This is a genomic window from Halopelagius longus (assembly GCF_900100875.1).
Lineage (GTDB): Archaea > Halobacteriota > Halobacteria > Halobacteriales > Haloferacaceae > Halopelagius > Halopelagius longus.
Map to the genome: position 1 here is coordinate 57,314 of NZ_FNKQ01000005.1, position 25,430 is coordinate 82,743.

19 protein-coding genes are annotated in these 25,430 nt (G+C 65.3%); 9 read left to right on the forward strand and 10 right to left on the reverse strand.

Features of this window, described 5'->3' with window-relative positions; genetic code table 11:
• Positions 1-7: 7 nt before the first annotated feature.
• The gene (locus BLS11_RS16710; RefSeq protein WP_394327406.1) at positions 8-2,362 is read right to left on the reverse strand and encodes a glycoside hydrolase family 2 TIM barrel-domain containing protein; all 2,355 of its coding nucleotides are present in this window, start codon (positions 2,360-2,362) and stop codon (positions 8-10) included.
• A gap of 198 nt (positions 2,363-2,560) precedes the next feature.
• Between BLS11_RS16710 and BLS11_RS16715 the strand changes: the two genes are divergently transcribed.
• Positions 2,561-3,580, forward strand: a complete 1,020-nt coding sequence (locus BLS11_RS16715; protein ID WP_092538939.1) for an SGNH/GDSL hydrolase family protein — start codon at positions 2,561-2,563, stop codon at positions 3,578-3,580.
• Between the two features lie 205 nt (positions 3,581-3,785).
• Here the strand turns inward: BLS11_RS16715 and BLS11_RS16720 are convergent, their stop codons facing one another.
• The 3 genes from BLS11_RS16720 to BLS11_RS16730 form a co-directional block, all read right to left on the reverse strand.
• Positions 3,786-5,612: an ABC transporter substrate-binding protein gene (locus tag BLS11_RS16720; protein WP_092538940.1), complete on the reverse strand. Its 1,827-nt coding sequence runs from the start codon at positions 5,610-5,612 to the stop codon at positions 3,786-3,788.
• Between the two features lie 621 nt (positions 5,613-6,233).
• A complete protein-coding gene (locus BLS11_RS16725; protein ID WP_092538941.1) occupies positions 6,234-6,623 on the reverse strand; it encodes a DoxX family membrane protein in 390 nt (129 codons plus the stop codon).
• A 116-nt stretch (positions 6,624-6,739) separates the two neighbouring features.
• The gene (locus tag BLS11_RS16730; RefSeq protein ID WP_092538942.1) at positions 6,740-7,459 is read right to left on the reverse strand and encodes a helix-turn-helix domain-containing protein; all 720 of its coding nucleotides are present in this window, start codon (positions 7,457-7,459) and stop codon (positions 6,740-6,742) included.
• 410 nt (positions 7,460-7,869) lie between these two features.
• Here BLS11_RS16730 and BLS11_RS16735 point away from each other — a divergent pair, with 410 nt between their 5' ends.
• A complete protein-coding gene (locus BLS11_RS16735) occupies positions 7,870-8,247 on the forward strand; it encodes a RidA family protein (RefSeq protein ID WP_092539106.1) in 378 nt (125 codons plus the stop codon).
• Between the two features lie 233 nt (positions 8,248-8,480).
• On the opposite strand, the gene BLS11_RS16740 is transcribed toward BLS11_RS16735, so the two are convergent.
• The 3 genes from BLS11_RS16740 to BLS11_RS16750 form a co-directional block, all read right to left on the reverse strand.
• Entirely contained in the window at positions 8,481-9,002 is a 522-nt protein-coding gene (locus BLS11_RS16740) for a GNAT family N-acetyltransferase (RefSeq protein ID WP_092538943.1), read from the reverse strand.
• Between the two features lie 206 nt (positions 9,003-9,208).
• Positions 9,209-10,822 (reverse strand): glycosyl hydrolase family 28 protein, encoded by a 1,614-nt coding sequence (locus tag BLS11_RS16745; protein WP_092538944.1) that lies wholly within the window; start codon positions 10,820-10,822, stop codon positions 9,209-9,211.
• A gap of 264 nt (positions 10,823-11,086) precedes the next feature.
• Entirely contained in the window at positions 11,087-11,926 is an 840-nt protein-coding gene (locus BLS11_RS16750; protein WP_092538945.1) for an NAD-dependent epimerase/dehydratase family protein, read from the reverse strand.
• 225 nt (positions 11,927-12,151) lie between these two features.
• On the opposite strand from BLS11_RS16750, the gene BLS11_RS16755 reads away from it, so the two are divergent.
• The 3 genes from BLS11_RS16755 (at position 12,152) to BLS11_RS16765 (ending at position 15,676) form a co-directional block, all read left to right on the forward strand.
• Complete coding sequence (locus BLS11_RS16755) at positions 12,152-13,090, forward strand: dihydrodipicolinate synthase family protein (RefSeq protein WP_092538946.1); 939 nt, start codon at positions 12,152-12,154, stop codon at positions 13,088-13,090.
• A gap of 508 nt (positions 13,091-13,598) precedes the next feature.
• Entirely contained in the window at positions 13,599-14,630 is a 1,032-nt protein-coding gene (locus BLS11_RS16760; protein ID WP_092538947.1) for an SGNH/GDSL hydrolase family protein, read from the forward strand.
• 137 nt (positions 14,631-14,767) lie between these two features.
• Positions 14,768-15,676 carry an AEC family transporter gene (locus tag BLS11_RS16765; RefSeq protein ID WP_092538948.1) on the forward strand — a complete coding sequence of 303 codons (909 nt, stop codon included), beginning with the start codon at positions 14,768-14,770 and terminating at the stop codon, positions 15,674-15,676.
• A gap of 716 nt (positions 15,677-16,392) precedes the next feature.
• On the opposite strand, the gene BLS11_RS16770 is transcribed toward BLS11_RS16765, so the two are convergent.
• Entirely contained in the window at positions 16,393-17,163 is a 771-nt protein-coding gene (locus BLS11_RS16770; RefSeq protein ID WP_092538949.1) for an IclR family transcriptional regulator, read from the reverse strand.
• A 159-nt stretch (positions 17,164-17,322) separates the two neighbouring features.
• Between BLS11_RS16770 and BLS11_RS16775 the strand changes: the two genes are divergently transcribed.
• The gene (locus BLS11_RS16775) at positions 17,323-18,171 is read left to right on the forward strand and encodes a fumarylacetoacetate hydrolase family protein (protein WP_092538950.1); all 849 of its coding nucleotides are present in this window, start codon (positions 17,323-17,325) and stop codon (positions 18,169-18,171) included.
• Between the two features lie 271 nt (positions 18,172-18,442).
• On the opposite strand, the gene BLS11_RS16780 is transcribed toward BLS11_RS16775, so the two are convergent.
• Together BLS11_RS16780 and BLS11_RS16785 are read right to left on the reverse strand one after the other, a co-directional pair.
• Positions 18,443-19,123, reverse strand: coding sequence for a hypothetical protein (locus BLS11_RS16780; RefSeq protein ID WP_092538951.1), 681 nt, complete (start codon positions 19,121-19,123; stop codon positions 18,443-18,445).
• A 76-nt stretch (positions 19,124-19,199) separates the two neighbouring features.
• Complete coding sequence (locus BLS11_RS16785) at positions 19,200-21,434, reverse strand: glycoside hydrolase family 3 N-terminal domain-containing protein (protein ID WP_092538952.1); 2,235 nt, start codon at positions 21,432-21,434, stop codon at positions 19,200-19,202.
• A 126-nt stretch (positions 21,435-21,560) separates the two neighbouring features.
• Here BLS11_RS16785 and BLS11_RS16790 point away from each other — a divergent pair, with 126 nt between their 5' ends.
• The 3 genes from BLS11_RS16790 (at position 21,561) to BLS11_RS16800 (ending at position 25,429) form a co-directional block, all read left to right on the forward strand.
• A complete protein-coding gene (locus tag BLS11_RS16790) occupies positions 21,561-22,760 on the forward strand; it encodes an AGE family epimerase/isomerase (RefSeq protein WP_092538953.1) in 1,200 nt (399 codons plus the stop codon).
• Positions 22,761-22,915: 155 nt separating this feature from the next.
• Positions 22,916-24,013, forward strand: a complete 1,098-nt coding sequence (locus tag BLS11_RS16795; protein WP_092538954.1) for a Gfo/Idh/MocA family protein — start codon at positions 22,916-22,918, stop codon at positions 24,011-24,013.
• A gap of 189 nt (positions 24,014-24,202) precedes the next feature.
• Positions 24,203-25,429: an iron-containing alcohol dehydrogenase family protein gene (locus tag BLS11_RS16800; RefSeq protein WP_092538955.1), complete on the forward strand. Its 1,227-nt coding sequence runs from the start codon at positions 24,203-24,205 to the stop codon at positions 25,427-25,429.
• The last annotated feature ends 1 nt before the right edge of the window (position 25,430 follow it).

The following is a 25,430-nucleotide window of genomic DNA, read 5'->3' on the forward strand; positions in this document are numbered from 1 at the left end:
CCGGCAATCACGCCTCGTCCTCGACCGTCACGGTGACGCTGTCGTCGACTATCCCGTCTGCTTCGGCTTCGATCTCGACCGTCCCACCCTCACGGTCAGCGCGGACGACCGTGATGCAGGTGCCGTGATACGCTGACCGAGTGTCGCCGACCCAAGACTCGTCGCTGTCGAGATTCCCGTTGTCGACGCCGGCGATCTCACCTGCGCCCGAGACGCTGAATCGAACCTCGTTATCTGCGCGGGGGACACGTACTCCGTTACCGTCGGTGACGGTCGCCTCGACGTACACCAGATCACGCCCGTCCGCGGTGACAGTCTCTCGGTCCGCGTCGAGTTCGATTCGACCGGGAGCGCCCGCCGTTTCCAGTTCGTGTTCGGCGACCACTTCGCCGTCCTCTTCGGCCACCGCACGGAGCGTCCCGGCCTCGTAGGGGACGTACCACTCGATCGGGCGCGGGCCGAAGTCGTCCGCGCGCTGAGCGCCGAGCAGTTCACCGTTCTGATAGAGTGCGACTGATTCGGCGTTCGTAAACGTGAACACGTTCACGAATCCGCGGGAGTCCTCTCGGTCGGGGAAGTTCCAGTGAGCCGACACCGGCGGCCAACTCCAAGGTGAACGCGCGGCAGGACGATCGCGCCCGGGGTCGATCGGTGCGGCGAAGACCATCGGTTCCTCGGACCACGCGGCTTGATGGAACCTTCCGGACGGTTTGATTGCGCCGGTAGTGTCGATCAGTCCCGTGGGCCACCCCTTACTCGGCCACTCGCGCGATTCACCGAGGTAATCGATTCCGGGCCAGATAAACTGTCCACTCACGTACTCCTTCTCAGCTACGTCGTACCACGGGTTTCGCGGAACGAACGCGAGGGGATCGTCGCCGGATCCGCGGAAGAACGGCCGACACTCGGAACCGACGATAGGCAGATCGATGCCCTCCGCGCAGTAGTCGTCGTACCAGTGTTCCTGGTAGTTGCAACAGAGTACGTCAACGTGGTCCGCGACGCGCTTCGTCTTCTCAAGGACGCTTTGGGTGTCGTCGCCCCATCCCGGACTGCCGTAGGTGACGGGGCGGGTGGGGTCCATCTCCCGAGCGGCGTCCGCGAGCATTTCGAGGTCCTCGATCATCTCGTCTTCGCCGTGGTCGTAGCTCTCGTTCCCGACGCTCCAGCAGACGACCGACGGATGGTTCCGGTCGCGGTCGATCATCGCCGAGAGATCGCGGTACCACCACTCGTCGAACCACTCGTCAGCGCCCTCGTAGCGCCACTTGTCGAACGCCTCGTCGATGACGAGGAACCCCATCCGGTCACACAAGTCGAGCAGTTCGGGCTGCGGCGGGTTGTGCGCGGTCCGAACGGCGTTACAACCCATCTCTCGGAGGGTTTCGAGGCGGCGCGTTAGCGCGCTCTCGGTGACTGCCGCGCCGAGACATCCGGCATCGTGGTGGAGGTTGACTCCTTTTATCGTGGTCGACTCGCCGTTGAGAAAGAAGCCGCTGTCGGCGGTCCACTCGAACGTGCGGACGCCGAAGGGAGTGACGTAGTCGTCTACGGGCGTTCCTCCGCGGTAAACGACGCTGTGAGCGAAATACCGGGTTGGATTCTGCAGTGTCCACCGCTCGGGGTCGGAGATCGAGACGCGCTGTTCGAACTCGCGTCTCTCGTTGGCTCCGACGGGTGATTCGCTCCGTGCAGTCGCAACCGCCTCTCCGTCCGGACCGACGATCTCGGTTTTGAGTTCGCAGTCGACCGCAGTCGACTCGGCGTTCCTCACGTCGGTTCGCAACCGGACGTCGGCGCCTCGGCAATCGACGGAGGTCGTACGAACGTCAGTCCCGAATGGTGCCACGGCGACCGGATCGGTTTCGATCAGGTACACGTCGCGATAGATACCCGACCCGGTGTACCAGCGACTGTGCGGGTACTCGTCGTTGTCGACGCGAACGGCGAGCGTCTCGCCACCGTCAACGCCGACCTCGGAGAGATCGTAGTTCACCGTCGAGTAACCGTACGGGCGATGACCGACGTGCTCACCGTCGATGTACACGTCGAAGTTTCGGTAGACTCCGCCGAATCGGATGGTTGCGTCCCGGTTTATGTCGTCCGGGAGTCCACGGCGGTACCAGCCCACACCACCGGGAGCGAAGCCCTGTTGTCGCCCGCCGGGATTCTCGGAATCGAACGGACCGCTAATGCTCCAGTCGTGGGGGACTTCGACGACTTCCCAGCCGCTATCGTCGAACTCCGGGTCGGCACCGTCGTCGAGGTCGCCACGGTGGAAGCGCCAGTCTGTCTCTAAGCGACGAACGTGCCGATATTCCGGGGAAAGGTCTGCCTCTCTTGACACATGATCACATTTCACAGGCGTCTCAATTAGCTTTCGATCAGTCAATTGCTTGATTATTATTCGCGTACGTTAATCAGTCCCCGAGCGAGTCGGTCGATCGGCTTCGTCAACGACTCGAATCGAGAGGACTCCGTCCGTCGAGCGTGAGATACTTTTCATCGGTGGGCGGCGGTAGAATGATATGAGTACGGTTCGAGTAGTTGGCACATTCGAATGAGGGTCGAGAAGTACCCGTCTGTCACCCTGCATAACGTCGCGGAGCTGGCACCGGCAGACTGGACCGCCGGCGGTGACCGGTTGTGCCGCGTCCCGGAGACTGTCGGAGCGGGCCTTAACGTCGACGCCCGCGAACGCGTCCGACATCCGACGGGGAGCGAAATTCGGTTCGTCCCCGACCGGCCGGACGCTACTATCGATATCACCCTGTCCGCGGCCGATAAAGCGCAGATCCGTCCGTTCTGGGGGTCGTTTCAGCCGTGGAACCCAATCGAGATCGGTCCCGCCCCCGAGACGCTTACGTTCACCGTCCCGGATCGGTTAAGCGAACTCGACACTGGCGAAGAAACGGGCAGATTCGATCCTCGTGTCTGTCGGCTCGTATTCGAGCGTACTCCGGCGGTCGCTCTCCACGACGTTGCCGGTGACTGTCGGCCTCCCACGTGCGATGAAGTGCCTCCTCGGCGGTATCTCGCATACGGGACGTCCATTACTGAAGGCGCCGCAGCGTCGGCACCGCATCTAAACTACGTTGCGCGTGCCGCGCGAGAACTCGGATACGACGCGCTGAACTTCGGCTGTTCGGGATCAGCGTTCTGTGACCTGTCTCTGGCGGAGCACATCGCGGGTCGCGACGATTGGGACGTGGCGACGCTTTCGCTCTCGGTGAACATGGCGAACCGAGGGTTTACTCTCCCCCAGTTCCGGAAGCGGACTAGCCGATTCATCGATGAGATAGCGAACTCCCACCCCCGCAAACCGATCGTGTGCGTGACTCTCTTCCCCTACTTCGCGGACACCGTCACCGGTGACGATTCCGAACGCGCCGCTAACTTCCGCGCGACGTTGCGCTCTATCGTTGCCGACTCTCACCACTCTAACCTGTCCCTCGTAGAAGGGACGGAACTGACGAACGTCTCCGAACTGACCGCGGATCTCCTCCACCCGGGAGATGCCGGAATGGAAGCTATCGGGGAAGGGTTAGCGTCCCATCTTGAGAGGAGAGCCGAGCGGTAGCCACGTCGGACGGTCTCCCAGCGATCCCTGAGACGGCCTCTCGGCGCGCTGGACCGATTCCAGCGGCGGTTTCAGGCCGGGCCGAACCGGCGTCGACTACCCCGTACGTCTCGCTCGGGGATTCGCTCGCGAGCGTCACGCGATGACGCCTCACTGGAAACGGCGTACGGCGGAAGCGGGCCACGTAAGCGGGTCTCCCATCGTCTTACTGTTGCTGGACCGGCGAGACCGCTCCGATACGCGGGAACCAGTAGCTACACCAGTCGACGAACTTTTTGTCCGTGTCGGCGGGAGGGATGTTCCAGTCCCGTCCGTTCCAGAAACTCGGATGGATCTTTTCGATCAACGGGAGCATCGGAAGATTCTGGTTGACGACCCAGGCGAGTTCTCGTACGTACTCCTGCGCTTCGGCCTCGTCGCTCGTCGTACTGAGGTTACGAAGGGTCTCTCGGACGTTGACCGGGGACACCTCACCGTTCGGCTCCCCGACCGGCGGCGCCTTCGGCTGTTCTCCGTAGTTTAGGTTAGACATCACCGTGTTACTCGTTAGTATCCACGAGAGACTGAAGAACGGCTTCGTTTTCCCGGAGTTGTTCCAGAACCACGGGATGACTTTGAAGTTCGAGGTTCCCCAGTACTGCCCGAAGAACGTCGTGTTTTCGACGGCTCTGTTCTCCGCCTCGATGCCGAAGTCGGACAGCATCTGTGCGAGAGTCGTCGTGAAGCTGGTAACGTCGCTCCAGCCCGACGGTGAGGGAATCGAGAGGGTGAGTTGCTCTCCGCTCGGCTTGTGCCACTGCCCGCCCGTCTTCGAATACCCTTCTTTCCGTAAGAGGGCCGCCGCTTTCTCCGTGTCCGTGTACGAATCGTACATCTTGACGTCACCCCCCAGATTCTCTTTCCACGTGTCCGTGATGAAGCTGCCGAGGCCGACCGGTTTCGTGACCGCGGTTTTTAGGGGGTCGGCGAGTTCCGCCATCCGCTGTCGGTTGACCACGTACGCGATCGCACGCCGAACGTTCCGCTTGCCGAAGTCCTCGTCGTCGTGGTTGAATCCGAGTCCGTACCCGTTGTAGGTCGGAACCTTGTACTCACGCACGTAATCGGGGAACGTCTTCACGATGCGAATCGGCGTGAAGCCGTCCACGATATCGATGTTCCTCCCGTTTTTCATCGCAGCCCATTTCTGCTGGCTCGACGCGAAGTATTCGAGTTCGTACACCGGAAACGCTATCTGGCCCGCATCCGGATGGTCCTCGTACTTCGTTAACGTCAGTACTTGTTGGTTTGCGGATCTGTATTCGCACGGCCCACATCCGAGCGGTTCGCTCGGCTGATAGTCCTGCACGTCGCCTTGAACCGCCTGTTTCTCTTCTTCGGAGGAGGCGTTACGGAACCGCTCAGCGAACTCGCCGTACTTGCTTGCGGGAGTATTCATCCACTTCCCGGCAACCACGACTAAGATCGTCTTTTCTCCGTAGTCCTTCTTGAGCGTGTACGTTATCGTCGATTCGTCGACCGCCTCGACACTGTCGATGTAGTTCGTGATCTCGTAGCCGAACCCCTTGTCGATCGTAAACTTAGTGACGAAATCCTCCGCCGTAACGGGGTCTCCGTTGTGCCACGTCTGCCCCTCCCTGATGCTCATCGTGAGCGTCTTTCCGTCCTTCTGCCAGTCTCGGAGAACGTACGGAATAAGCTCCTCCGTTTTCTGATTGTACCTGAGGAAGGGATCGAACACCATCTTTCCGGCCACCTCAGCGTAATTACTCGGAGCGTACGGATTCCACTGTGTCTCGGCCGGGATAAACCGAGACGGTATGGTCAAACTCTGCTCGTCCGAGGCGGCGGACCCACCCGAGTCGGTGGAAACAGAACCTTCGCCGCCGGTGAGAGTGCTCACGTTTCCGCCACCCTCGGCCGAGGGCTCCGACGAACATCCCGCGAGCGTAACTGCACCTGCCGTCCCGCTTAGTTTGAGGAAGTGCCTCCGCGCGAAGCCGCTTTTGTCAGTATTGGTACCACTACTCATGCGCTTCTGCAGTATACATCATAATTATTTATAATTTTTCATCTGTCAGACATGAAGAGGGAGCGAGGGTAGCTCGGTCCTCCTTTTGGGGCAGGCAAATTAACGAATCGCGCCCGCCACCGCCAAAATTCTACGATAGAGAACGGACACGTAGAACGGATACGTCGATTCACACTTCTACGGTCCGTTACGTACGCTCTGCCGCCGAGAGATTCTCCTTTCGTTCTATATGTGAGAAAAACGCCGCTTCCGAACTGAATCGGATTGTGCCAGATGAACCCGTTACGCTCAACATTACACTGATAGGCGTGTAATCAGTTCTCGGCGATTAATTCTGATATTGAGAACGCCGAGGAGATACAGACGACGGCGCACACGCCGAGAATCCGAGTAGTTATCCGCGGAATCGGTTTGGTCCCGGCTTCGTCGCCGAACCACGGCGTACGAATCCCATGACGGACAACGAGGACGGCGATCCGGACGGCGAGTATCGCGAAGGCGAACTCGTCACTGACGACGACGGTGAGAGCTCCGTCCCGATAGGGGACTTCGCCGTCGAGTAGCCGCCTTCTCTGTGGGACTTCTCGCCGGTGACCCCCTCTTAAGCGGGGGTGGAACGCGTTACTTCCGCGCTTCCCGCAGGAAGACCAGCGCCGCCCCGAACAGCGAGAGGTTCTTCATGAACGCGATCTTCTGCGAACTGCGCTCGTCCTCGTCGGCGTTCCAGTAGTCGTGCATCACCGGCGTGACGCCCGCGAGGAACGTCGCCACCGCGCCCGCAGAGAGCGTCGGCAGTCGCCACAGGGCGATGCCGAGACTCCCGAACGCGAGCATCCCGCCGGTGAACGGCACCATCGTCTCCGCGTTCGGCACGTCCTTCGACTCGGCGTACGCTATCTGTCCTTCGAGGTTGCGGAACGTATCGACGGCGAGAGAGCCGACCCCCGCCGCGAACAGCAGGCGACCGAGCAAAGAGGGTGCGCCGTCGGTTTCGGTCGTCTCGGTGGTCATGTGTCGGTTCTCGCGCCGTATTTGCTTGAATCCTGTGGCCCCAGAAACGCCGATACCCGGGGCTCGGTACCCCGAAAACGGTCGTCTCGTCGAACGGAGGTGCGCGGAGCGACCGCTCACAGCGACGACTCGACGAACCGCCGGACGATGAGGTCCTCCGCCGTCCGGAGGCGGTACTGAACGGTCGAACGCGGCGTGTCGAGTAGTTCCGCGAGGTCGGCGACGGTCACCTCTCTGGGACGGGAGTAGTAGCCGCGTTCGACCGCCGTCTCCAACGTCTCCCAGTGGGCGGGCGAGAGTTCCGCGGCCACCTGCGACTCCGTGTCCCAGTTGCCCGCGCGACTCAGGTGAGACACCTTGAGGTGGAGGCCGTCGCGCAGGTTCTCCTCGATGGCCGAGTACAGTTCGCCGATGGGCTGGTCGCCGGGGTAGAGGATGCGCCACCGGTACTCCCGCCCGGCGCGCCGCGACTCGAAGACGACGCCGTCGCCGACGTGGTCGACGACGTGGTGCGGAATCGAGTGACAGCGGTGCACCTCGTCGCGGTAGGTGTACACCGTCCGGGAGTTGGCCTTCCGGTCGAGGACGTGGTACTCGCGGTGCGTGTGGCAGTTCGAAACGTCGAGACACTCGTTGCACCGCGTCTCGTCCAAGAAGATGTCGTCGAGTCGTTCGAGCGCTTCGCTCGGGCCGCGCGCGTGGTCGATGCGCCACATCGAGCGCTCCGTCGAGGTGCAGACCGACGACCGCATCGTCAACGACGGATACTCCGCGAAGACGTCCATCAGGTCGTCGCTCCCGTCCTCGAAGTGGACGATGAACTCGAACTCGCGCATCTGATCCGCTGACTGGGTTTTGGAAGGCATCTAGTTCCTGCTAACTGAGTCTCAAGGGACGTAGGGGTGAAAAACGACCGGTATTGGCGGCTTGTACCTCATCCGAAACCCATCCTAGCTATAGCCAACGGTATTCACAAGTCCGCGACCGCCGTACGACGTGATGAAGCGTACGATGAGCGACACCGAACGTCCCGGCGAACGCGCGAGGACCGAACCGGGCGGCGCACCGTCCCCGGCGGACGGCCGCCGCCACGACTCCGGGCACCAGACACGTTCCGTCCCTCTCTGTCCGATAGGTGACGCACACGGACGGGAGTCGCAAGCGCCACGCCGCGACGGGCCGATTCGGTCGTCGTTCGCGCGACGAACTCCTCGGACTGCGAACGAAACTCGATAACACAGACTCTATGCAGAAGAACGTAACACGACACGAAAGCGACAGACTGAGCGCACTCGGCGGATACGGCGTCCGAAAGCGGGGACTCCAACTCGTCTTCTTCGACGGGCAGACGCCCGACGAACGGACGGCGTTGCGGCGCGGCGTGAAAGAACAGACGATAGCCGCCCTCGACCGGGTCACGTCCGTCGCCGCTGAGTCCGACGTCGAAGCCGACGACATCATGCGGACGACGGTGTACCTCACGAAGATGGACCGACTCCCGGAGGTGGAGTCCGCGTACGAGGAGTTCTTCGACGGACGACGACCCTCGATGACCGTCGTCGGCGTCGGCGCACTCCCGAACGACGCCGACGTGCAGATCGAAGCGACGGGCGTCGATAGGTGAGGACGGTCGACGACTCGGACGGACGCACGGCGTCGGACCACGACGCCTCGTTCGACCGGTAGCGGCACTCCCCCGTTCGGGCACTCCCGACAGACCCAATGGACAGCCCACGACGGAGGCACCCTCAAAATACAAATATTTCTGTCCGAACGGTCCGTCGGGCCGCGCGGACGAACGTCGGAGCCGACCGTTCGAGCGCCGTCCGGTAGTGCGCGGATCGGTACCGGAACGACCTACAACTCCTCCGCGGCGACGGTCATCTGACGGCGTCGCGTCTCGAAGCCGAGCGTTTCGTACACGGAGCGAGCGTGCTCGTTATCGGCGTCGACGTCGAGTGTGAGCTCCGAACATCCGGTCTCTCGCGCCCGCTTTGCGGCGCGGGAGAGAAGTTCGCGGGCGATGCCCCGACCGCGGTACGGCCCGCGGACGTAGATATCGCCGACGACCAGTCGGTCCGGACGGTCGAACACGACCGGCGACTCGTCGACGTCGGTGGCGACGAAGCCGGCGAGTTCGCCGTCGAGGCCGCCTCTCGACCCGTCGCTATCGGTTCCGTCGACCGCAATCCACGTTCGGTGGCTCTCGGTTTCGAGCAGGTCGAGTCGGAACTCGGTCTCCTCGGCGACGAGGTCGATATCGTCGGCGAGGGCGTGGGCGTCGACGGTCGCTTCGAGGTGGCGGTGGTAGGGAAGCCACAGTTCCTCGACGTAGCGGCGGACTGCGGCCTCGTCGGCGGGGAGCCGGCGGATTTCCATACGGACCAGTACGCGAGGTCCCCGCTTAGTCGTACTTCTCCTTCCTCGACCGTCGACAACTCCGTCTTCGCTTCGGTTCGCATTCCGGTCCGTCCTGCGTGCTTGGCGCATACTCGAATACAATTAATTGGACTCTACCGGGCCGGATCGCCCTCCGAAAGTACCGACGGACGTCGAAGACGCGGCGGGGGCGCGACGCTCGTCGCTCACAGTGGGGGGACGTTCCCCGACGTCTCGAACCGTTCGACGTCGCCGGGAGTCTCGGCGTCGAGTACGTCGTTGCTCGTCAGCAGGCGTTCGTCCTCCGTCCCGTCGAGGGCGAGGAACGTCGTCGTCCCGTCGGCGGCGCGCGAGTCCCGAACGGTGATGTCGCGGGTGTTCGAGAGGCGGACCGCCGCGCCGTCGTTCCCCTCGCGGTGGGCCTGTCTGCCGACGAACCCCTCGACGAGCACTCCCTCGACGTTCGAGCAGGTCAGTCCGTCCCGGTAGTACTCCGGCAGGTCGTCACCCCACGAGAGTTCCAGGTCGCGCATCGCCACGTTCCGGGCGTTCTCGACGTGGACGCCCGCGATGTCGTTTTCGAAGATGGGGGGCACGACGGACGTGGGTTGCAGGTCGAAGTTCCCGCCGACGAGTTCGGCGTTCTCGCTGCCGGTGAGTTCGATGCGCACGTCGTCGAACGTCACGTTCTCGATGTCCGATCCCTCGGCACCGTAGACGAGTGCGCCGTTCTCGCTCCGGGCGACGACGTTCTCGAAGCGGACGTTGCGAATCGCGCCGAGTTCGGTGTCATCGTCGCGGGGGACGGAGGAGACGTGGATGGGTTCGCCCTTCCCCCACCACGGGCCGGGGAGCAGGTTCGAGTCGACGACGATGTCGGTGAAGAGCACGTTCTCCACGTCGCCCGAGTCGCGGTGTTGGATGCCGAGTCCCCGGTTCGACTCCTGTACGACGATGTTCTGAAACACGCAGTCGCGGATGGTGTCGTCGGTGCCCGACCCGAACTTGATGGCGCAGGCGCTGGAGGAGAGCGTGCAGTTCGTGACGGTGACGCTCTCGCACGTCGTCTCCACGTCGGGCCGCGCGCCGAACGTGATGCTGTCGTCGCACGACCGGATGGTGCAGTCGGAGACGTGGACGTTCCGACTGTCGCCGATGTGGACGCCGTCGCAGTTCGGGATGAGCATGTGGTTGAGGATATCCACCCCGAGTACGTCTATCTCCTCGGACCCGTGGAAACTCAGCGTCCACGCCGGCATGTCCCGGAGCGTCACGTCCCGCACCGTCACGTCCGTGCAGCGGTCGAACCGGAACATCGGCCCCGGTCTGAAGTCGGGTTTCGCGACGGGCCACCCCTCCGTTCCGTCGCTTCGGGCGAGGTATCGCTCTCCCTGTCGGGCCTCGTGCGGACCGTTCGAGACGAGGGGGTGGCTCGTGCTCTCGTCGGAGTGGCCCTGAATCGGGGCGTCCATCCGCATGAACTCCGTGCCGCGGCCGTCGAACTCGCCCTCGCCGACGATGGCGACGTTTTCTGCGTCCTCCGCGAGGAGGAACACGCGCTCGCCGTCCGGGCCGACGTACTTCGAGGTGAACGCCGACTCCTCCGTCGTCGGGCGCACCACCGCGCCCGCCTCCAAGCGAAGTGTCACGTCACTCCGCAGGCGAATCGTCCCCGTCGTATATTCGCCGCTCGGGACGACGACGGTGCCGCCGCCGGCGTCCGCGCAGGCGTCTATCGCACCCCGGAACGCGTCGGTGTGGAGGCCGTCGTCCGGGTCGCCGAACTCTGTCACGTCGTACGCACTCGCTACGGGTGGCATGTACTCGTCGAGGCGTCCGGCCGCGCCTTTACGATACCGGTGGTCGAAGTGACGCGGGTGCCGGACGACCAGCCGAACGTCCTCTTCCTGATGACGGACCGACAGCGATACGACACCGTTCGCGCGTCGGGGAACGCGCGAATCCACACCCCGAACATCGACCGTCCGGTCGAACGAGGGGCCTCCTTCACCCCCGCCTACTCGCCGGACCCCCTGCATCCCCCGCCAGAGACACCGTCCGAACGGGGTGCGAAGCGACGAGGCTCACTCCGGCGGGCTATCCCACTCTTCGCCGTCGTCCTGCGGGTTGTAGCCGATGCGGGCGCGGGCGTGTTCCAAGTCGTACCACCGGCGTTGGTTGTCGCTGACGCCGCTGAAGATGCCGAACTCCACGTCGTCGTCCCGCAGACAGCAGTCTATCTCGTGGGCGAAGTCGCGGCGGGACTGCCACATCGCCTTCATGCGGGCGACCATCTCCTCGTACTCGGCGCTTCCGCGTTCCGTCCTGCCCTCGTCGACGGCGTGTTCCGCGTCCCCGTAAGGGTGGTCGTACTCGGGCATGTTTACGGTGCACACTCGAAGCGCGTAGAACTGCTTCGGGTACTCGTAGTTCTCGAGGTAGTAGCGACCCATGTCCTCGCCGTAGGCCTTCGTCATCCCGTAGAAGGAGTCCGGACGGACCGGGTCGGTGTGGTCGAGGACCAAGTCGTGGTCGGGGTAGTAGATGTCGGGGGCGAACTCCTGTTCGTACCCGCCCATGACGTGGTTCGTCGAGAGGAAGACGAACGACTCCATCTCCGCCTCGCGCGCGGCCTCTAAGGCGTTGTACATCCCGATGATGTTCGGTTCGAACACGTCGTCCCAACTGCCGTCAGTGTCCGGGTACGCCGCCATGTGGACCATCGCGTCCTGCCCCTCCGCGGCGGACCGAAGCGCAACGGCGTCGGCGACGTCTCCGACGACGGTGTCGTAGCCGCCGTAGGGGTGGTCCTCCGGGCGGTCGGACCGATTGAAGTACGTGAAGTCGTACTCGTCTCGGTCGTGGAGGTGGTCTATCACTGCAGTGCCGCACCGACCGTACGCGCCGGTCATCAGCACGTCCATGCCTTCTCACTCCGACGTGTCCGTAATAAGTTGATGGGTTCGCACGAGAGCGCTCCGCCCCGTCCCCGCGAGGCGTTCTCTCCGACGACGGTTCTCGTCCGGCGACGAACTCCGCCGCAAACGGGCCTCCTCGAACGCCCGATTCGGCCGTTCTCCGCCGTAGAGCGGGGCGACAGTTACGTACTGACGGAGAGTTTATATACGAAGACTTTGAGAGTACCACTCATGCCACTGTCAGAGGCGAACCTACGGCGACGCCTGCGCGGCGTCGCAGCCGGGCTGCTGACGCCGTTCGACGACGAGTTACGCGTCGTCCACCACAAGCTGGCGGAGAACGCGCGGACGCTCTCCGAGGAGGGGATAGAGACGTTCCTCGCGGCCGCGAACATCAGCGAGTACCACTCCCTCTCGCACCGGGAACGCATCGAGGTGACGGAAACGAGCGTCGATGCGGTTCCGTCCGACGCCTGCGTCCTCGCGGGCGTCGGCGGGTCCACCGCGAACGCTCGGGAACTCATCGAGGCGTACGACAGAATCGGCGTGGACGGGATGATGATAATGCCGCCCGACCACTCCTACGTCCACGAACGCGGGCTCATCCGCTACTACGAGAAACTCGACGAAGTCACCGACACACCGCTCGTTCCCTACGTCAAAGGGTTCGACCCGTCCGTCGCGTACCTCCGCGACCTCACTCGCGTCGACGGCGTGGTCGGCATCAAGTACGCCTTGAAGGACCCGGTGAAACTGGGCGCCGGGGTCGAGGCCGGCGCGGACGACGTGGTGTGGGTCGACGGCCTCGCGGAACCGTACGCCGTCGCGTTTTGGAACGAGGGCATCGAGGGATTCTCCGCCGGCGTCAGCAACTTCCGACCGGAGGTCGGACTCGCACTGTACGACGCCCTCGAAGCCGAAGACTGGGAACGCGCCCGGAAGATCCGGAACATCGCGCTTCCCTTCCAGAACTTCCGCGACTCCACCGGCGAAGACAACGAAATTCCGGGTGCGATAAGCGTCTCCGCCGTGAAGAAGGGCCTCGAACTCGCCGGCCTCCACGGGGGGCCGGTCAGGGAACCGATCCGGTCGCTCTCGCCCGAAGACGAACGCCGCGCCGAGCAACTCTACGCCAACCTCGACGACGATATCGAGCGAGTACTCGACTAACGCCGTCCGACCGCCGCGTCGCCGTCCGGTTCTCCGTCCCGAGCAGTCCCTTCGTCGCATCTCCCACCGCGTCGCGGTACCGACCTCGTGTCCTCGGCTTTCACCATCAGAGCGCCGTCGCCTCCGAAACACTGCGAGCAGACCCATTCTCGACAGCCGATCCGTTCGCGGTTGGGGAACGGAATCAGGGGGGTACTCCCGGCCGGGCCGAAACCCCGCCCGACTGTTCCCGAGAGGGGAAATTTTCACAAAGGCTCGTGTCTGCCGACTATCGGACGTTCAACCGATTTTCGTCGCTGATTCGTCGTTCTGAGACGGTTCTACCGGCGCGAAAATCCCCCTCGAACGGACGTACGCCGGGTGATGTGTTACAGATCTACACCCGTAACGGTTCGGCGGCGGGGAACCGAGGTACGGCGGCCGCGGCCGAGTGCGCCGGGCGATTCGTCCGACCGCGCCTCGGCGTCGGGGACACCGATAAGTAGGTGTGCCGCGCAGGAGAGCGTACATGCGACGAGACGGTATCCAGTTTCACAACGTTCGAGCGCTTCGAGACGTCGAAGGCGACGGCCTGCGACTCCAGCGAGTGCCCGAGGACGTTCGGACTCGACTGAACGAGGGCGCACGGACCCGGATGTGCCATCCCGCCGGCGTCGAACTCCGGTTCGTTCCCGACGGACCCGTGCGAGTGACGCTCTCCTCTCGCGTTCGCGACAGCGTCGTTCGACCGTTCTGGGGCGACTTTCAGGCCGCCGGCGAGGAAGTCGTCGTCGGGGAGGAACCCCGGACCATCGAGCTCGAACGCCCCGAGAAACTCACCGACCTGCGCCCCTCCGTTCGAGATGGCCTCCGGTACGACCCGCACCTCTGTCGCCTCGTCCTCCCGGGGGAACACCGGGGCGGACACGTCCGCTTCCACGGCGTCGAGGGAGAGGTACGCCCTCCCCGGGAGTCGGAGGTGCCCTCGCTACGGTACCTCGCCTACGGCACTTCGATAACGGAGGGCGAAGCGCCCGGTAGCGAGACGCTCACGTACGTCAATCAGACGGCGCGGCGACTCGGCGCGGACCCGATAAATCTCGGCTCCTGCGGCACCGCCTACTGCGACGAGGCGATGGCCGAACACATCGCGGGCCGGGACGACTGGGACGTGGCGACGCTCTCGCTCTCGGTGAACATGGTCGGGACGTTCTCGGTCGAAACGTTCCGCGAACGGGCGGCCGCGATGGTCGACACCGTCGCGGGGGCACACCCCGACCGGCCCGTCGCCTGCATCACCATCTTCCCGAACGCCCGCGACTACCGCGTCGACCACGAGGAGGGCGAGGAGTGCGAACGCTTCCGAGAGGCGCTCCGGTCCGTCGTCGCCGGCTCCGACCGCGAGAACGTCCACCTCGTCGAGGGTCCGGACGTGCTTCCGACGGCCGCCGGACTGACGACGGACCTCGTCCACCCCGGCGACGACGCCATGGTGCGGATGGGCGAGAACCTCGCACGCGAGTTGAAGCCCCTCCTGCCGGCGGTGGAGTCGTCGGCCTGACGCACCGGTTGGCCCAACCGCTAACCGCGTAAAATCGGCTCCTGCGACCGTCTACGGTGAGGAGGTACAAATACGGTTCGGCGACCGTCGCCCCCGAGAACGCAAGAGACAAACCCCCGACGGCACTCCGACCGACCATGAGTGTCGTACTGAAGTTGGGTTACATGCTCGCGCTCCTCGGCGTCGGCCTCGTCGCCAAGTCTACGGGCGTCGTCACCGAGTCTCGGCGCGACAGACTCACCGTCTTCGCGTTCTACGTCGCTCTCCCGGCCTTGGTGTTCTCCTCGACGTACGCCCAACCCATCAGCGAAGTCGTCACGCCGACGCTGATGCTCGGCCTGTGGGCGGTGATGTTCCTGATGATAGGCGTCAGCCTCCTCGTCCACCGGTCCGTCGCGGGGCGCGGGGCCCGAAGCGTCGCCATCGTCCAGTCGTACCACAGCAACTTCGGCTTCCTCGGACTCCCCCTCGTCGCCTCCACCTTCGGACCTCTCACCACAGCGAAGGCGAGCATCATCCTCGGCGTCGGGTCCCTCACGCAGGTCCCCGTCACCGTCGCGGTACTCGTCTCCATCAACGACGCGGACGTGGCGTTCAGGGACGAACTGGTCGAGATGTTCAAGACGCCGGTCATCCCGGCTCTCGTGACCGGACTGCTGTTCTCGTACTTCGGACTCGGGGTCCCCTCGGTGGTCGCCGCCGGGTTGGACGCGGTTGCGAGTCTCGCGCTTCCCGTCGCCCTCGTCTGCGTCGGCGCGTCTCTCTCCGCGGAGACGGGGTCGTTCGACGTCCGCACGGTCGGGTCCGTGGTCGGGCTGAAGGTGTTCCTCATGCCGATTCTCGCGCTCCTCGTGTTCTCGGCGATGGGGTCGGACTGGTCCACCGTCCAAGCGGGCGTGACGATGCTCGCCGCGCCGACGGCCGTCTCGACGTTCGTCTACGCGACCGAACTCGGCGGCGACCCCCGGTTGGCCTCGATGAACGTGTTCGTGACCACCGTCGTCTCGGTCGGAACGCTCCTCGCGGTGCTCCGGTTCCTCCTCTGATGCGCCCGCCGGAAATATAATGTTCGATAGTTTTATTATCTTCGCCGCGCAGTTGCGTACCGTCCCGCGTTCGACGCCGGGACTGTGATGTCGTCGCTCCCACACATCACACTGCGACCGACCGCCGCCACCGCCCGCGGAGATGTTCAACCAGCACCGTCTATCCATGTCGCCCTCCGCGGGAGGCCGGTCCGTCCGTTCCTTGGCGGACCGGCCGCAACGGTCGCCGCTACCCCGTACAACCGATACTCGTAGCCTATCCCCGTCGTCCGGCCACCGACAGACTGTGATGTTTCACGCATTACTCCTTAGACTTCCGTGACCCCCGGCTGACGCCACCGCCGCACCGCAATTCCATCGAGGAGGGAGGAGTTTCCGAGACTACCGACCGCGGGCCGCCGCCCGCGACGATTCGGCGTTCCCGAATCGGGAACCCACTCCCTCAGCATCCGAGACGCCGGACGGTGGGCGGGTCACGACCTGACGAGGTGGACGCCGAAGACGGTGTCCGCTTCCGCGGGCAGATTCGGCCGCGAGGGACCGATTCGCCGGTGAGACGTTGCGTCGCCCCGACCGTTGGAGTTCGGATGGCGGGAACGCCCGGGCGGAGTCGCGAGGCGACGGAGGGGGCCGGAGGTAACAGGCGATGAGAGCGGAGAGATGCGAGGCGGGGCGTCGGAGGGAGCAGAGACGGAGAGGACCGTCGGTCGCCCGACTCACGAGAACTTCGTGTTCAGTTCGATGACGTTGGCCGCCCGGCGGACGTGATCCGAGAGTTCCCCGTGGAGTTGGTCCTTCGTGAAACGACTCGACGGACCGGTGATGCTGACCGCGCCGAGGATCGCCTCGTCGTTCTTGACCGGCGCGGAGACGCAGCGAAGGCCTTCGATGTTCTCCTCGTCGTCGATGCCGAACCCCCGTTCGCGGATGGCTTCGAGGTTCTCGTACAGTTCCTCTTCGCTCGTCACCGTGTTGGCGGTCATCGGTTCGAACGACATCGACCGGACAATCTCCTCGGTGCGTTCCGGCGGGAGGTACGCGAGGATGGTCTTCCCTAACGACGTGGAGTACATGGGCGCCTGCGTCCCCACCCGGGAGCGGGTTTCGACGGCGTACTCGCCGGCGGCCTTGTAGAGGTACGACACCTGTCCGTGCTCCTCGATGCCGAACTGAACGATTTCGCCCGTCTCCTCGGCCAGGGAATCGACCTCCTCTCGGATGACGTCGTAGTTGCCGACCTGTTCTCTGACGTGCGTCGCCATGTCGAGAAAGCGGAGGCTGAGGCGGTAGCCGTCCGTCTCTCGGACGAGTATCTTTCGCTCCTCCAGCGTTCGGAGGTGACTGTGGACGGTGCTCTTGGAGTGGCCGAGTTCGTCCGCGATTTCGGTCACCCCGATTCGACCCCGTTCCTGCAGGAGGTCGATTATATTGAACGCTATCTTTACCGAACGGATGGTGCGCCCCCGGCGTTCGTTTGCGTTTGCCATACGACAACCGACGGCACGACCACCCATAAATTTGTTCCCGAGCGGGGAACGAGAGCGGACCTCGTCCGACCTCCTCGTCGGCTAGTTGGCCCCCTGCGTCGCGGGCGAGACACGTTCGCTCCCGAAGAATTATGCCGGAGTGCGTCGCACGACCGGGTGATGCGATTCGTACGATTCACTGCCGACGGAAGCGTCGCGTGGGGCGTTCGAGAAGACGACCGAATTCACGACCTGCGGGCGCACGCGACGGGCGCGCCCTCGTACGGCGACGTCGCCTCCGCGGGCTATCGGAACCGAGTCCGGGACGCGGTCGAAGGGGAGTCGCTCCCGACGCACGACGCCGAGGACGTGAAGGTGTTAGCGCCGGTTCCCCGGCCGGGCAAGATAATCTGCGTCGGACTCAACTACCACGACCACGCCGCGGAACAGGACGAGGAGGTGCCCGAGAAGCCGATGCTCTTCGCGAAGGCGCCCTCGGCGGTGACGAACCCCGAGGACCCCATCGTCCACCCCGCGGACGTCGAACAGGTGGACTACGAGGTGGAACTCGGCGTCGTCGTCGGACGGACCACTCGAAACGTCGACGCGGCCGACGCCGACGACTACGTGGCCGGGTACACCGTCGTCAACGACGTGAGCGCGCGCGACGCTCAGTTCGAGGACGAACAGTTCTTCCGGGGGAAGAGCTACGACACGTTCGCGCCGATGGGTCCGGCCCTCGTCACCGGCGACGAACTCGACCCTAACGACCTCGACGTCGAGTGTACCGTCAACGGCGACGTGAAGCAGTCCTCGACGACGGCGGAGTTCATCTTCGACGTCGGCGAACTCGTCGAGTACCTCTCCCATCGGATGACGCTGGAACCCGGCGACGTCATCTCGACGGGGACGCCCGGCGGCGTCGGCATCTTCCGGGACCCGCCGGAACTCCTCGAGGCGGGCGACTCCGTCACCGTCTCCGTGGAGGGCATCGGCGACCTGACGAACTCCGTCGTCGCCGACGACTGAGTCCGGTCTCGGCCGCGCAGGAACGTTCGGTGGCGCGCGGTGACGGCGCTCCGTCTCTCTCACTCTCCTCTGCAGCGGTTCTCTCTCGACGGATATCGCGACCTGCGGCTATCGTTACCTCGACAGGAATTAACAAATACGTCCGTTATGATTTCTGACTCACAGTTGTTACTCTCTCGATTGCTATCTCCGGTCGGTCGAAGCGACTGCGTCCGCTTGAGAGTCGTCGTCCCGTCGTGAGCGCAAGAAGAGGGGTAGTCGTTCCGGTCGGTTACCCGACGAGCAGTCGCGCGACCCACGCCCGGATGCCCGGTCCGACGGCGTCGGAATCGACGGCGACGGGGTCGTCGGTCACGTCGAGGAACGTTCGCTCGTCGCCGTCGCGGGTCCAGACGAGGCTCCGTCCCCCGTCGGCCGCGTTCGCGTCGCCGCGGAGTTCGTACCCGGGCGGCGCGCGGAGCGTGAATCGGTCGGTTCCGAGGTAGCGCGGCCCCTCGCCGCCCATGGCGAACGGGACGTCGGGCCCCTCGGGGGACAAGGGCGAGAACACGATTGTTCCGGCAGGCGATTCCGTTGCGCCGGTGTCGCGGTAGCGGACGATGAGCGTCTCGCCGTCGATTCGACTGTAAATCGCCTCGGGGTCCGCGACGCTCCGCCTCGTCACCTCCTCGACGACTGCGCGCCGGAACGACTCGTTCTCGGCGAGGGCGTCGCTTCCGGACGCGAGTTCGACGTTCGCCCGCCACGTCGTCGAACCGTTCTCGTGGAGCGAGACGGTCAACGTGCTGTCGCCGGCCGTGACGGGGGTTCCGTCCGGCGCCGTTCGGTCGAGCGAACAGACGCCGCAGACCGGCGTCGGAGGCGCCCGCGCGTCCGCGGACGGAACGGCGGCGACGGCGGATAGCGCGAGGAGGAGGGCGATTACGACCGCGGTGGTTGCGTGGGGACGCATACCCGACAGTCGGTCTGACAGAACATATCAGTTTCGGGGAGCAAATCCCCCGTCCCAACGGGGGCGGACCGACGCCTCAGTTCCGCCCGCGTTCGACGGTCAGCGACGCCGTCTCCCCCTCGCAGGAGAAGACGAACTCGCCGGGTTCGACCCGGTCGCAGTCGCCGGCGCGCACGGCGAGGGATTCGACGGGCACCGTCATCTCCAGTTCGGCCGATTCGCCGGGGTCCAGTGACGCCTTGGCGAACCCGACGTGCTCCCGGACGGGCGTGACGCGCGAACTGACCGCGTCTTCGACGAACAGGTCCACCGACCGCTCGCCCGCGCGGTCACCGACGTTCTCGACGGTCACCGACGCCGTCACCGTCCCCGCGGGGCCGACGCTCTCGGCGGAGAGCGTCAGGTCCGACACCTCGAAGTCGGTGAAGCTCAGGCCGTGGCCGAACGGGTAGAGGGGGTCGTACGAGTCGGGGTGTTCGTCCGCGCCGATGGGCGTCGGGTGCGGCAGGTGGTCGAACAGCGTCGGCAGGTGCGCCGCGGACCGCGGGACGGAGACGGGGAGGCGACCGCTCGGGTTGTGGCGGCCGAACAGCGTCTCGGCCACGGCCGTCCCGCCGTCCATCCCGGGGTAGTACGCCGCGAGGATGCCCGGGACGTTCTCGTCGGCCCACGGAATCGAGAGGGGACGGCCCGACACGAGGACGAGAACCGTCGGCGTCCCCGTCTCCCGTACCGCTTCCAGCAGGTCCCGTTGGGCCTCGGGCAGTTCCAACCGCGTCCGCGTCGGGAACTCGCCGGTCGGACGGTTCATCTGCTGGGGGCCGAACTCGTGGATGTACCAGTCCTCGCCGAGGACGACGACGGCGGCGTCGGCGCTCTCGGCCGCGTCCGCGGCGGCATCGATGCCCGCGTCCTCGGTGATGGTCGCCCCCTCCTCGTACGTCACCGACTCCGCGCCGACCACGTTCTCGACGCCCTCCCGGACTGTCACGCCCTGCAGGTTCGAATCGTCCATCACGCTCCATCCGCCGAACTGGTGGTGCAGGTCGTCGGCGTTCGGCCCCGTCACGAGTACGTCGTCCAACGACTCGGAGAGTGGGAGGACGCCGTCGTTCTTCAGGAGCGTCATCGACTCGCGGGCCGCCTCCAGCGACGCGTCGCGGTGGTCCTCGGCCGAAAGCGCCTCCGTCACGGCGTCGGGTTCGACGTAGGGGTCCTCGAACAGGCCGAGTCGCGCCTTCAGTTCGAGGACGCGGCGAACGCTCTCGTCGAGGCGGCGTTCCGACAACTCCTCCGCTCGGACGAGTTCGACTAACTCCTCGGCGTAGTCGGGGCCGCCGACGGAGACGAGGTCTAACCCGGCGGTGAACGCCTGGAACGCGGAGGTGCGCCGCGAGTCCGAGGTGCGGTGGTCCTCGTGGAGGTGGTCCACGCCGCCCCAGTCGGAGGTGACGAAGCCGTCGAAGCCGAGTTCGCCGCGCAGGAGGTCCGTCAGGAAGCGCTCTGACCCGTGGGCCGGTTCGCCGTCGATGGAGTTGTAACACGGCATCACCACGTCGACGCCCTCCGCCAGAACTCGCTCGAACGCCGGGAGGAACGTCCGCCGGAACGTGGATTCGGACACCTCGACCACCGAGGCGTCCTCGCCGCGTTCCGGTTTCCCGTAGGCGGGGAAGTGCTTCGCCGTCGTTGCGATGGTCGGGTCGTTATCGTCTGACCCGCGCAGGCCGCGCGCCTCCGCGGCGGCGAGTTCGCCACAGAGGTACGGACTCTCGCCGTACGTCTCGAACACCCGCCCCCAGCGCTGGTCGCGGGCCACGTCCACCGTCGGCCCGTAGTTCAGCGTCGCGCCCGTCGCACGCGCCTCCCGAGCGGTCACCTCGCCGCCGCGTTCGACCAGTTCGGTGTCGCGCGCCGCGGCCATCCCGACGTTGTGCGGGAAGATGGTCGCGCCGTTGATGTACGCGTGCCCGTGGACGGCGTCTACGGGGACCAAAAGCGGGATTCCGAGGCGCGTCTCCTCGATTGCGTGCCGTTGGAGGCGGTTCGCCGCCTCCGCGGCCCGTGCGGGTTCGTCGAGCGTCGTGATGCCGATACCGAACGGCGACACAGCGCCGATGTGGCTCTCGGCGATTTCTCGCTCGGCGTCCTCGAACGTCTTCTCGGTACCTAGCTTCCCGACGTACGTTCCGGCGAGTTGCCCCGCCTTCTCCTCGAGGGTCATCTCCGCGAGCAACTCGTCGATGTCGTCCGCCGAAACGTCCGGAAGCGCTCCGTCGGACCGCCGGCCGTTCTCCGTGTCGGAGTCCATGCCCCTAACTGTCCTACCGGCGACATAACCTCTGGGGAACAGTCAGCGATTCCAACCACCGACGACGGACTCCGGCGGCCCGCGACGGTGCGGTGACTTTTTTGACCGCGACGACGAGAGTCCGCTATGACAGACACGCCGTACCGAACGCCCGCGTGGTTGCGTCGGGACGCTCTCGGCGTCCTCGACTTCCACAGAGAGCGGTCGCTGGACACACACTTCGGCGGCTACACCGCACAGGTCAGCGACATCGACGGGGCCGTCTACGACCAGCGAACGAAACACCTCGTCCCGACGGCGCGGTTCGTCTTCGGGTTCAGCGTCGGGAAACTGTTGGACGGCCCGGTCTGGTGCGAACCGGCCGCCGAACACGGCCTCTCGTACCTCCGAAACGTCGCGTACGACGAGGAACACGACGGCTACGGCTGGCAGTTCGAGGGCCGCGACGTCGTGGACGACACCCGGGCGACCTACGGCCACGCGTTCGTCCTCCTCGCGTACGCGACGGCCGCACGCGCGGGCATCGGCAACGTCGAACACCTCGTCACCGAGACGGCGGACCTACTCGACGACCGGTTCTTCGAACCGGAGCACGGCGCGTACGCGAGCAACCGGACGGCCGAGTGGGACCCGGTCGAACCGTCCTACCGCGGGCAGAACGCCAACATGCACGCCTGCGAGGCGTTGCTGGCGGCGTACGAGGCGGTCGGCGACGACCGCTGCCTCGACCGCGCGACCACCGTCGCGGAGAAGATAGCCCTCGACAGGGCGGACGCCGCCGACGGCTTGCTGTGGGAGCACTTCACCGAGGACTGGGCGGTCGATTGGGAGTACAACCGCGACCAGAAGGCCGACCTGTTCCGCCCGTGGGGCTACCAGCCCGGCCACCTCTTGGAGTGGTCGAAACTGCTCGTCCAACTCGACGAACACGACGACGCGGACTGGTACATCGACCGCGCGGAGAGATTCTTCGAGGCGGCCGTCGAGGACGGGTGGGACGACGAACGCGGCGGGTTCTACTACACGTTCGACCGCGACGGGTCGCCCATCGTCGAGGACAAGTACACGTGGGCGCTGGAGGAGGGTCTCGGGGCGGCCGCCCGCCTCGGCGCGGCCACCGGCGACGACGACTACTGGGAGTGGTTCGACACCATCCACGCCTACCTCGACGAGTACGCGACGAACCACTCGCTCGGCATCCGCTACGAACGCCTCACGCCCGACGGCGACGTCCACCCGACCATCGACGAGACGCCGAAGGTCAAGAGCGGCTACCACCACGTGAACTCCTGCTACGAGGCCCTGCGGGCGTTGGACGCCGTCTGAGCGGACCGCCCCGTTCCGGAGATTCTTCCCCGACCTGCTCCTTCGTAGGCCGCGATTCGACGCTTCGGCGTCTCCGACCGACGCCGTGAGACCGCTTGCGGGCGGTGTCTGCGACGAAATGACTATGTGCTCTGTCTGTCACGACGTACACGGATATGAACGGATACACAGTCGCCGTCGTTGGAACCGGGCCGGACCCGAGCAACCCCACGGTCGAGGGGTTCGCCATGGGGTATCGACACGCGGAAGCGTACGCGACCGACGACCGCTGCGAACTCGTCGCGTGCGCCGACATCGTCCGCGAGAACGCCGAGGCGTTCGCCGCGACGTTCGGCGTGCCCGAGACGGGCGTCTACGAGGACTACGAACGGATGCTCTCGGAGGCGGAACCGGACGTGGTGAGCGTCTGCGTCCCGCCGGCTATCCACCGCGACGTGGTGGTCGACTGCGCGCGAAGCGGCGTCGTCTCCGCCGTTCACTGCGAGAAGCCGATGGCCGACTCGTTGGCGGACGCCCGCGAGATGGTCCGAGAGTGCCGAGAGTGCGACGTGCAACTCACGTTCAACCGCCAGCGACGCTTCGGCGCGCCGTTCACCGAGGCGAAACGCCTGCTCGACGACGGCCGAATCGGCGACCTGACGCGGATCGAAATCGGGTGGGGGGACTTCTACGACACCGGCGCGCACACGGTCGACCTGGCGGGGATGTTCAACGACGAACACCCCGCCGAGTGGGTCATCGCGGCGCTCGACTACCGCGAGGAGGACGTTCGGTTCGGTTCACACCAAGAAAACCAGATGTGGGCGCAGTGGCGCTACGAGAACGGCGTCTACGGCGTCCTCTCGTCGGGCGAGGGGAGCGACTTCACCGACGCGGCGTTCCTCCTCCGGGGCACCGAGGGCGTCGTCCGAATCAACGTCGAGGGCGGTCCGATGCTCGAACTCGAACGCGGCGGCGAACGCAGCCCCGTGGACGTCGGCACCGAGACGATGCACCGCACGGGGACGGAGACGGACCGATTCGGGTCACACTACCACGACCGGGCGATAGCGGAGGTGTTCGACGCGCTCGAAGAAGGCAGAGAGCCGACGCTGAGCGGCCGTCTCGGACTCAACACCGCGGAAATCCTGTTCGCGGGCTATGAGTCCGTCCGGCGTCGCGGGCGGGTCGACCTCCCGTTCGACGCCGACGACCATCCGTTCGAGGCGATGGTAGAATCCGGCGAGCTAGCGCCCGAACCGTCGAACGACTGACCTGAATCCCTCCGCTTTCGATTCGCTCTCGGGGGAGGCGTCCCCTCGGGCGACGTCGGCCCCTGATTCTACGGTATTCAGACGGGGTTACACTTCTACATCTGTAATGACCGTCCGATTCGCGCGTAAACCACCGCTACGGCCCCCTGCTCCGCACTTTTTATCCCTCTCACGGATGTAAGTCGAGTAATGACCACCGACGGACCGCAGTTCGAGTTCGAGTACAGTCCCGGCAAGATAGTCTGCGGCGAGGGGTGCGTCGCGGGCCTCGGCGACGAACTCACCCGACGGAACCTCTCGCGGGCGATGGTCGTCTCCGGTTCGACGGTCGGTTCGACGCCGGGCGTGATGGACCCCGTCCGCGACGGACTCGGCGATGCGCTGGTCGAACTGTTCGACGAGACGACGCCAGAGAAGTATCTGAAGACGGCCGTCGAGGGCGCACGGGTCGCACGCGTGCACGACGTGGACGTTCTCGTCGCCGTCGGCGGCGGCAGCAGTCTGGACACGGCGAAGACGATGAGCGCGCTGCTATCGCACGACGCGCCGCCGGCGGAGACGGCCGAGGCGGCAATCGAGGAGGGGACCGTCCCCGTCGCGCCGGACGGCGACCCGGCGCCCGTCGCGGCCGTCCCGACGACGCTCGCGGGCGCGGACCTCTCGGTCATCGCGGGCGTGAAACTCACGCTCGACCCCGGGGAAGCCCCCGACCGAGAGATTCCGAACGGGTCGGTGAGCGACTCCCGCCTGATGCCCGCGGCGCTCTTTTACGACCCCGACCTCTACCGGACGACGCCGGCGTCCGTCCTCGCGCCGTCGGCGATGAACGGCTTCAACAAGGGTGTGGAGATGCTGTACTCGCCGTACGCGACGCCCGTCACCGACGGGACGGCCGTCCGCGGCCTCCGACTCCTGCAGTCCGGTCTCGGGACCCTTCGGGACGACCCGATGGACGACGAGCGACTGCTCGAAACGCTCTCGGGCGTCGTGAACGTCCAGTACGGCATCTCGACGCCCGGGCGGTACAAGGCCTCCATCGTCCACGCCTTCGGACACGGGTTCTCCCACGACTACGACGCGCACCAAGGGACGGTCCACGGCATCGTGACGCCGCACGTCCTGCGGTACGTCTTCGACGAGGCGGACGCCCGTCGCGACCTGTTGGCGGAGGCGTTCGACGTCCGCACCGACGACAAGAGCGACGAGGAGGTGGCTGGCGCCGTCGTCGATGCCGTCGTCGGCGTCCGCGACGACCTCGAACTCCCCACCCGCCTGCGGGAGATGGACGGCCTCGAACGCGACCACCTCCCGAGCGTCGCCGAAGAGATTCGCGGGGACGGACTGATGGACGCCGCGCCCGAGGGTGTTGACCCGACGGTGGCGGAGATTACGGAGATTCTCGAAGCGGCGTGGTGAA

What these genes read in the sequence shown, in the direction of transcription:
- BLS11_RS16775 (WP_092538950.1), top strand. Translation starts at nt 17,323, where the DNA reads ATGCGATTCGTACGATTCACTGCCGACGGAAGCGTCGCGTGGGGCGTT.
- BLS11_RS16725 (WP_092538941.1), bottom strand. Translation starts at nt 6,623, where the DNA reads ATGACCACCGAGACGACCGAAACCGACGGCGCACCCTCTTTGCTCGGT.
- BLS11_RS16780 (WP_092538951.1), bottom strand. Translation starts at nt 19,123, where the DNA reads ATGCGTCCCCACGCAACCACCGCGGTCGTAATCGCCCTCCTCCTCGCG.
- BLS11_RS16765 (WP_092538948.1), top strand. Translation starts at nt 14,768, where the DNA reads ATGAGTGTCGTACTGAAGTTGGGTTACATGCTCGCGCTCCTCGGCGTC.
- BLS11_RS16785 (WP_092538952.1), bottom strand. Translation starts at nt 21,434, where the DNA reads ATGGACTCCGACACGGAGAACGGCCGGCGGTCCGACGGAGCGCTTCCG.
- BLS11_RS16795 (WP_092538954.1), top strand. Translation starts at nt 22,916, where the DNA reads ATGAACGGATACACAGTCGCCGTCGTTGGAACCGGGCCGGACCCGAGC.
- BLS11_RS16730 (WP_092538942.1), bottom strand. Translation starts at nt 7,459, where the DNA reads ATGCGCGAGTTCGAGTTCATCGTCCACTTCGAGGACGGGAGCGACGAC.
- BLS11_RS16770 (WP_092538949.1), bottom strand. Translation starts at nt 17,163, where the DNA reads ATGGCAAACGCAAACGAACGCCGGGGGCGCACCATCCGTTCGGTAAAG.
- BLS11_RS16750 (WP_092538945.1), bottom strand. Translation starts at nt 11,926, where the DNA reads ATGGACGTGCTGATGACCGGCGCGTACGGTCGGTGCGGCACTGCAGTG.
- BLS11_RS16715 (WP_092538939.1), top strand. Translation starts at nt 2,561, where the DNA reads ATGAGGGTCGAGAAGTACCCGTCTGTCACCCTGCATAACGTCGCGGAG.
- BLS11_RS16800 (WP_092538955.1), top strand. Translation starts at nt 24,203, where the DNA reads ATGACCACCGACGGACCGCAGTTCGAGTTCGAGTACAGTCCCGGCAAG.
- BLS11_RS16755 (WP_092538946.1), top strand. Translation starts at nt 12,152, where the DNA reads ATGCCACTGTCAGAGGCGAACCTACGGCGACGCCTGCGCGGCGTCGCA.
- BLS11_RS16745 (WP_092538944.1), bottom strand. Translation starts at nt 10,822, where the DNA reads ATGCCACCCGTAGCGAGTGCGTACGACGTGACAGAGTTCGGCGACCCG.
- BLS11_RS16790 (WP_092538953.1), top strand. Translation starts at nt 21,561, where the DNA reads ATGACAGACACGCCGTACCGAACGCCCGCGTGGTTGCGTCGGGACGCT.
- BLS11_RS16735 (WP_092539106.1), top strand. Translation starts at nt 7,870, where the DNA reads ATGCAGAAGAACGTAACACGACACGAAAGCGACAGACTGAGCGCACTC.
- BLS11_RS16720 (WP_092538940.1), bottom strand. Translation starts at nt 5,612, where the DNA reads ATGAGTAGTGGTACCAATACTGACAAAAGCGGCTTCGCGCGGAGGCAC.
- BLS11_RS16760 (WP_092538947.1), top strand. Translation starts at nt 13,599, where the DNA reads ATGCGACGAGACGGTATCCAGTTTCACAACGTTCGAGCGCTTCGAGAC.
- BLS11_RS16740 (WP_092538943.1), bottom strand. Translation starts at nt 9,002, where the DNA reads ATGGAAATCCGCCGGCTCCCCGCCGACGAGGCCGCAGTCCGCCGCTAC.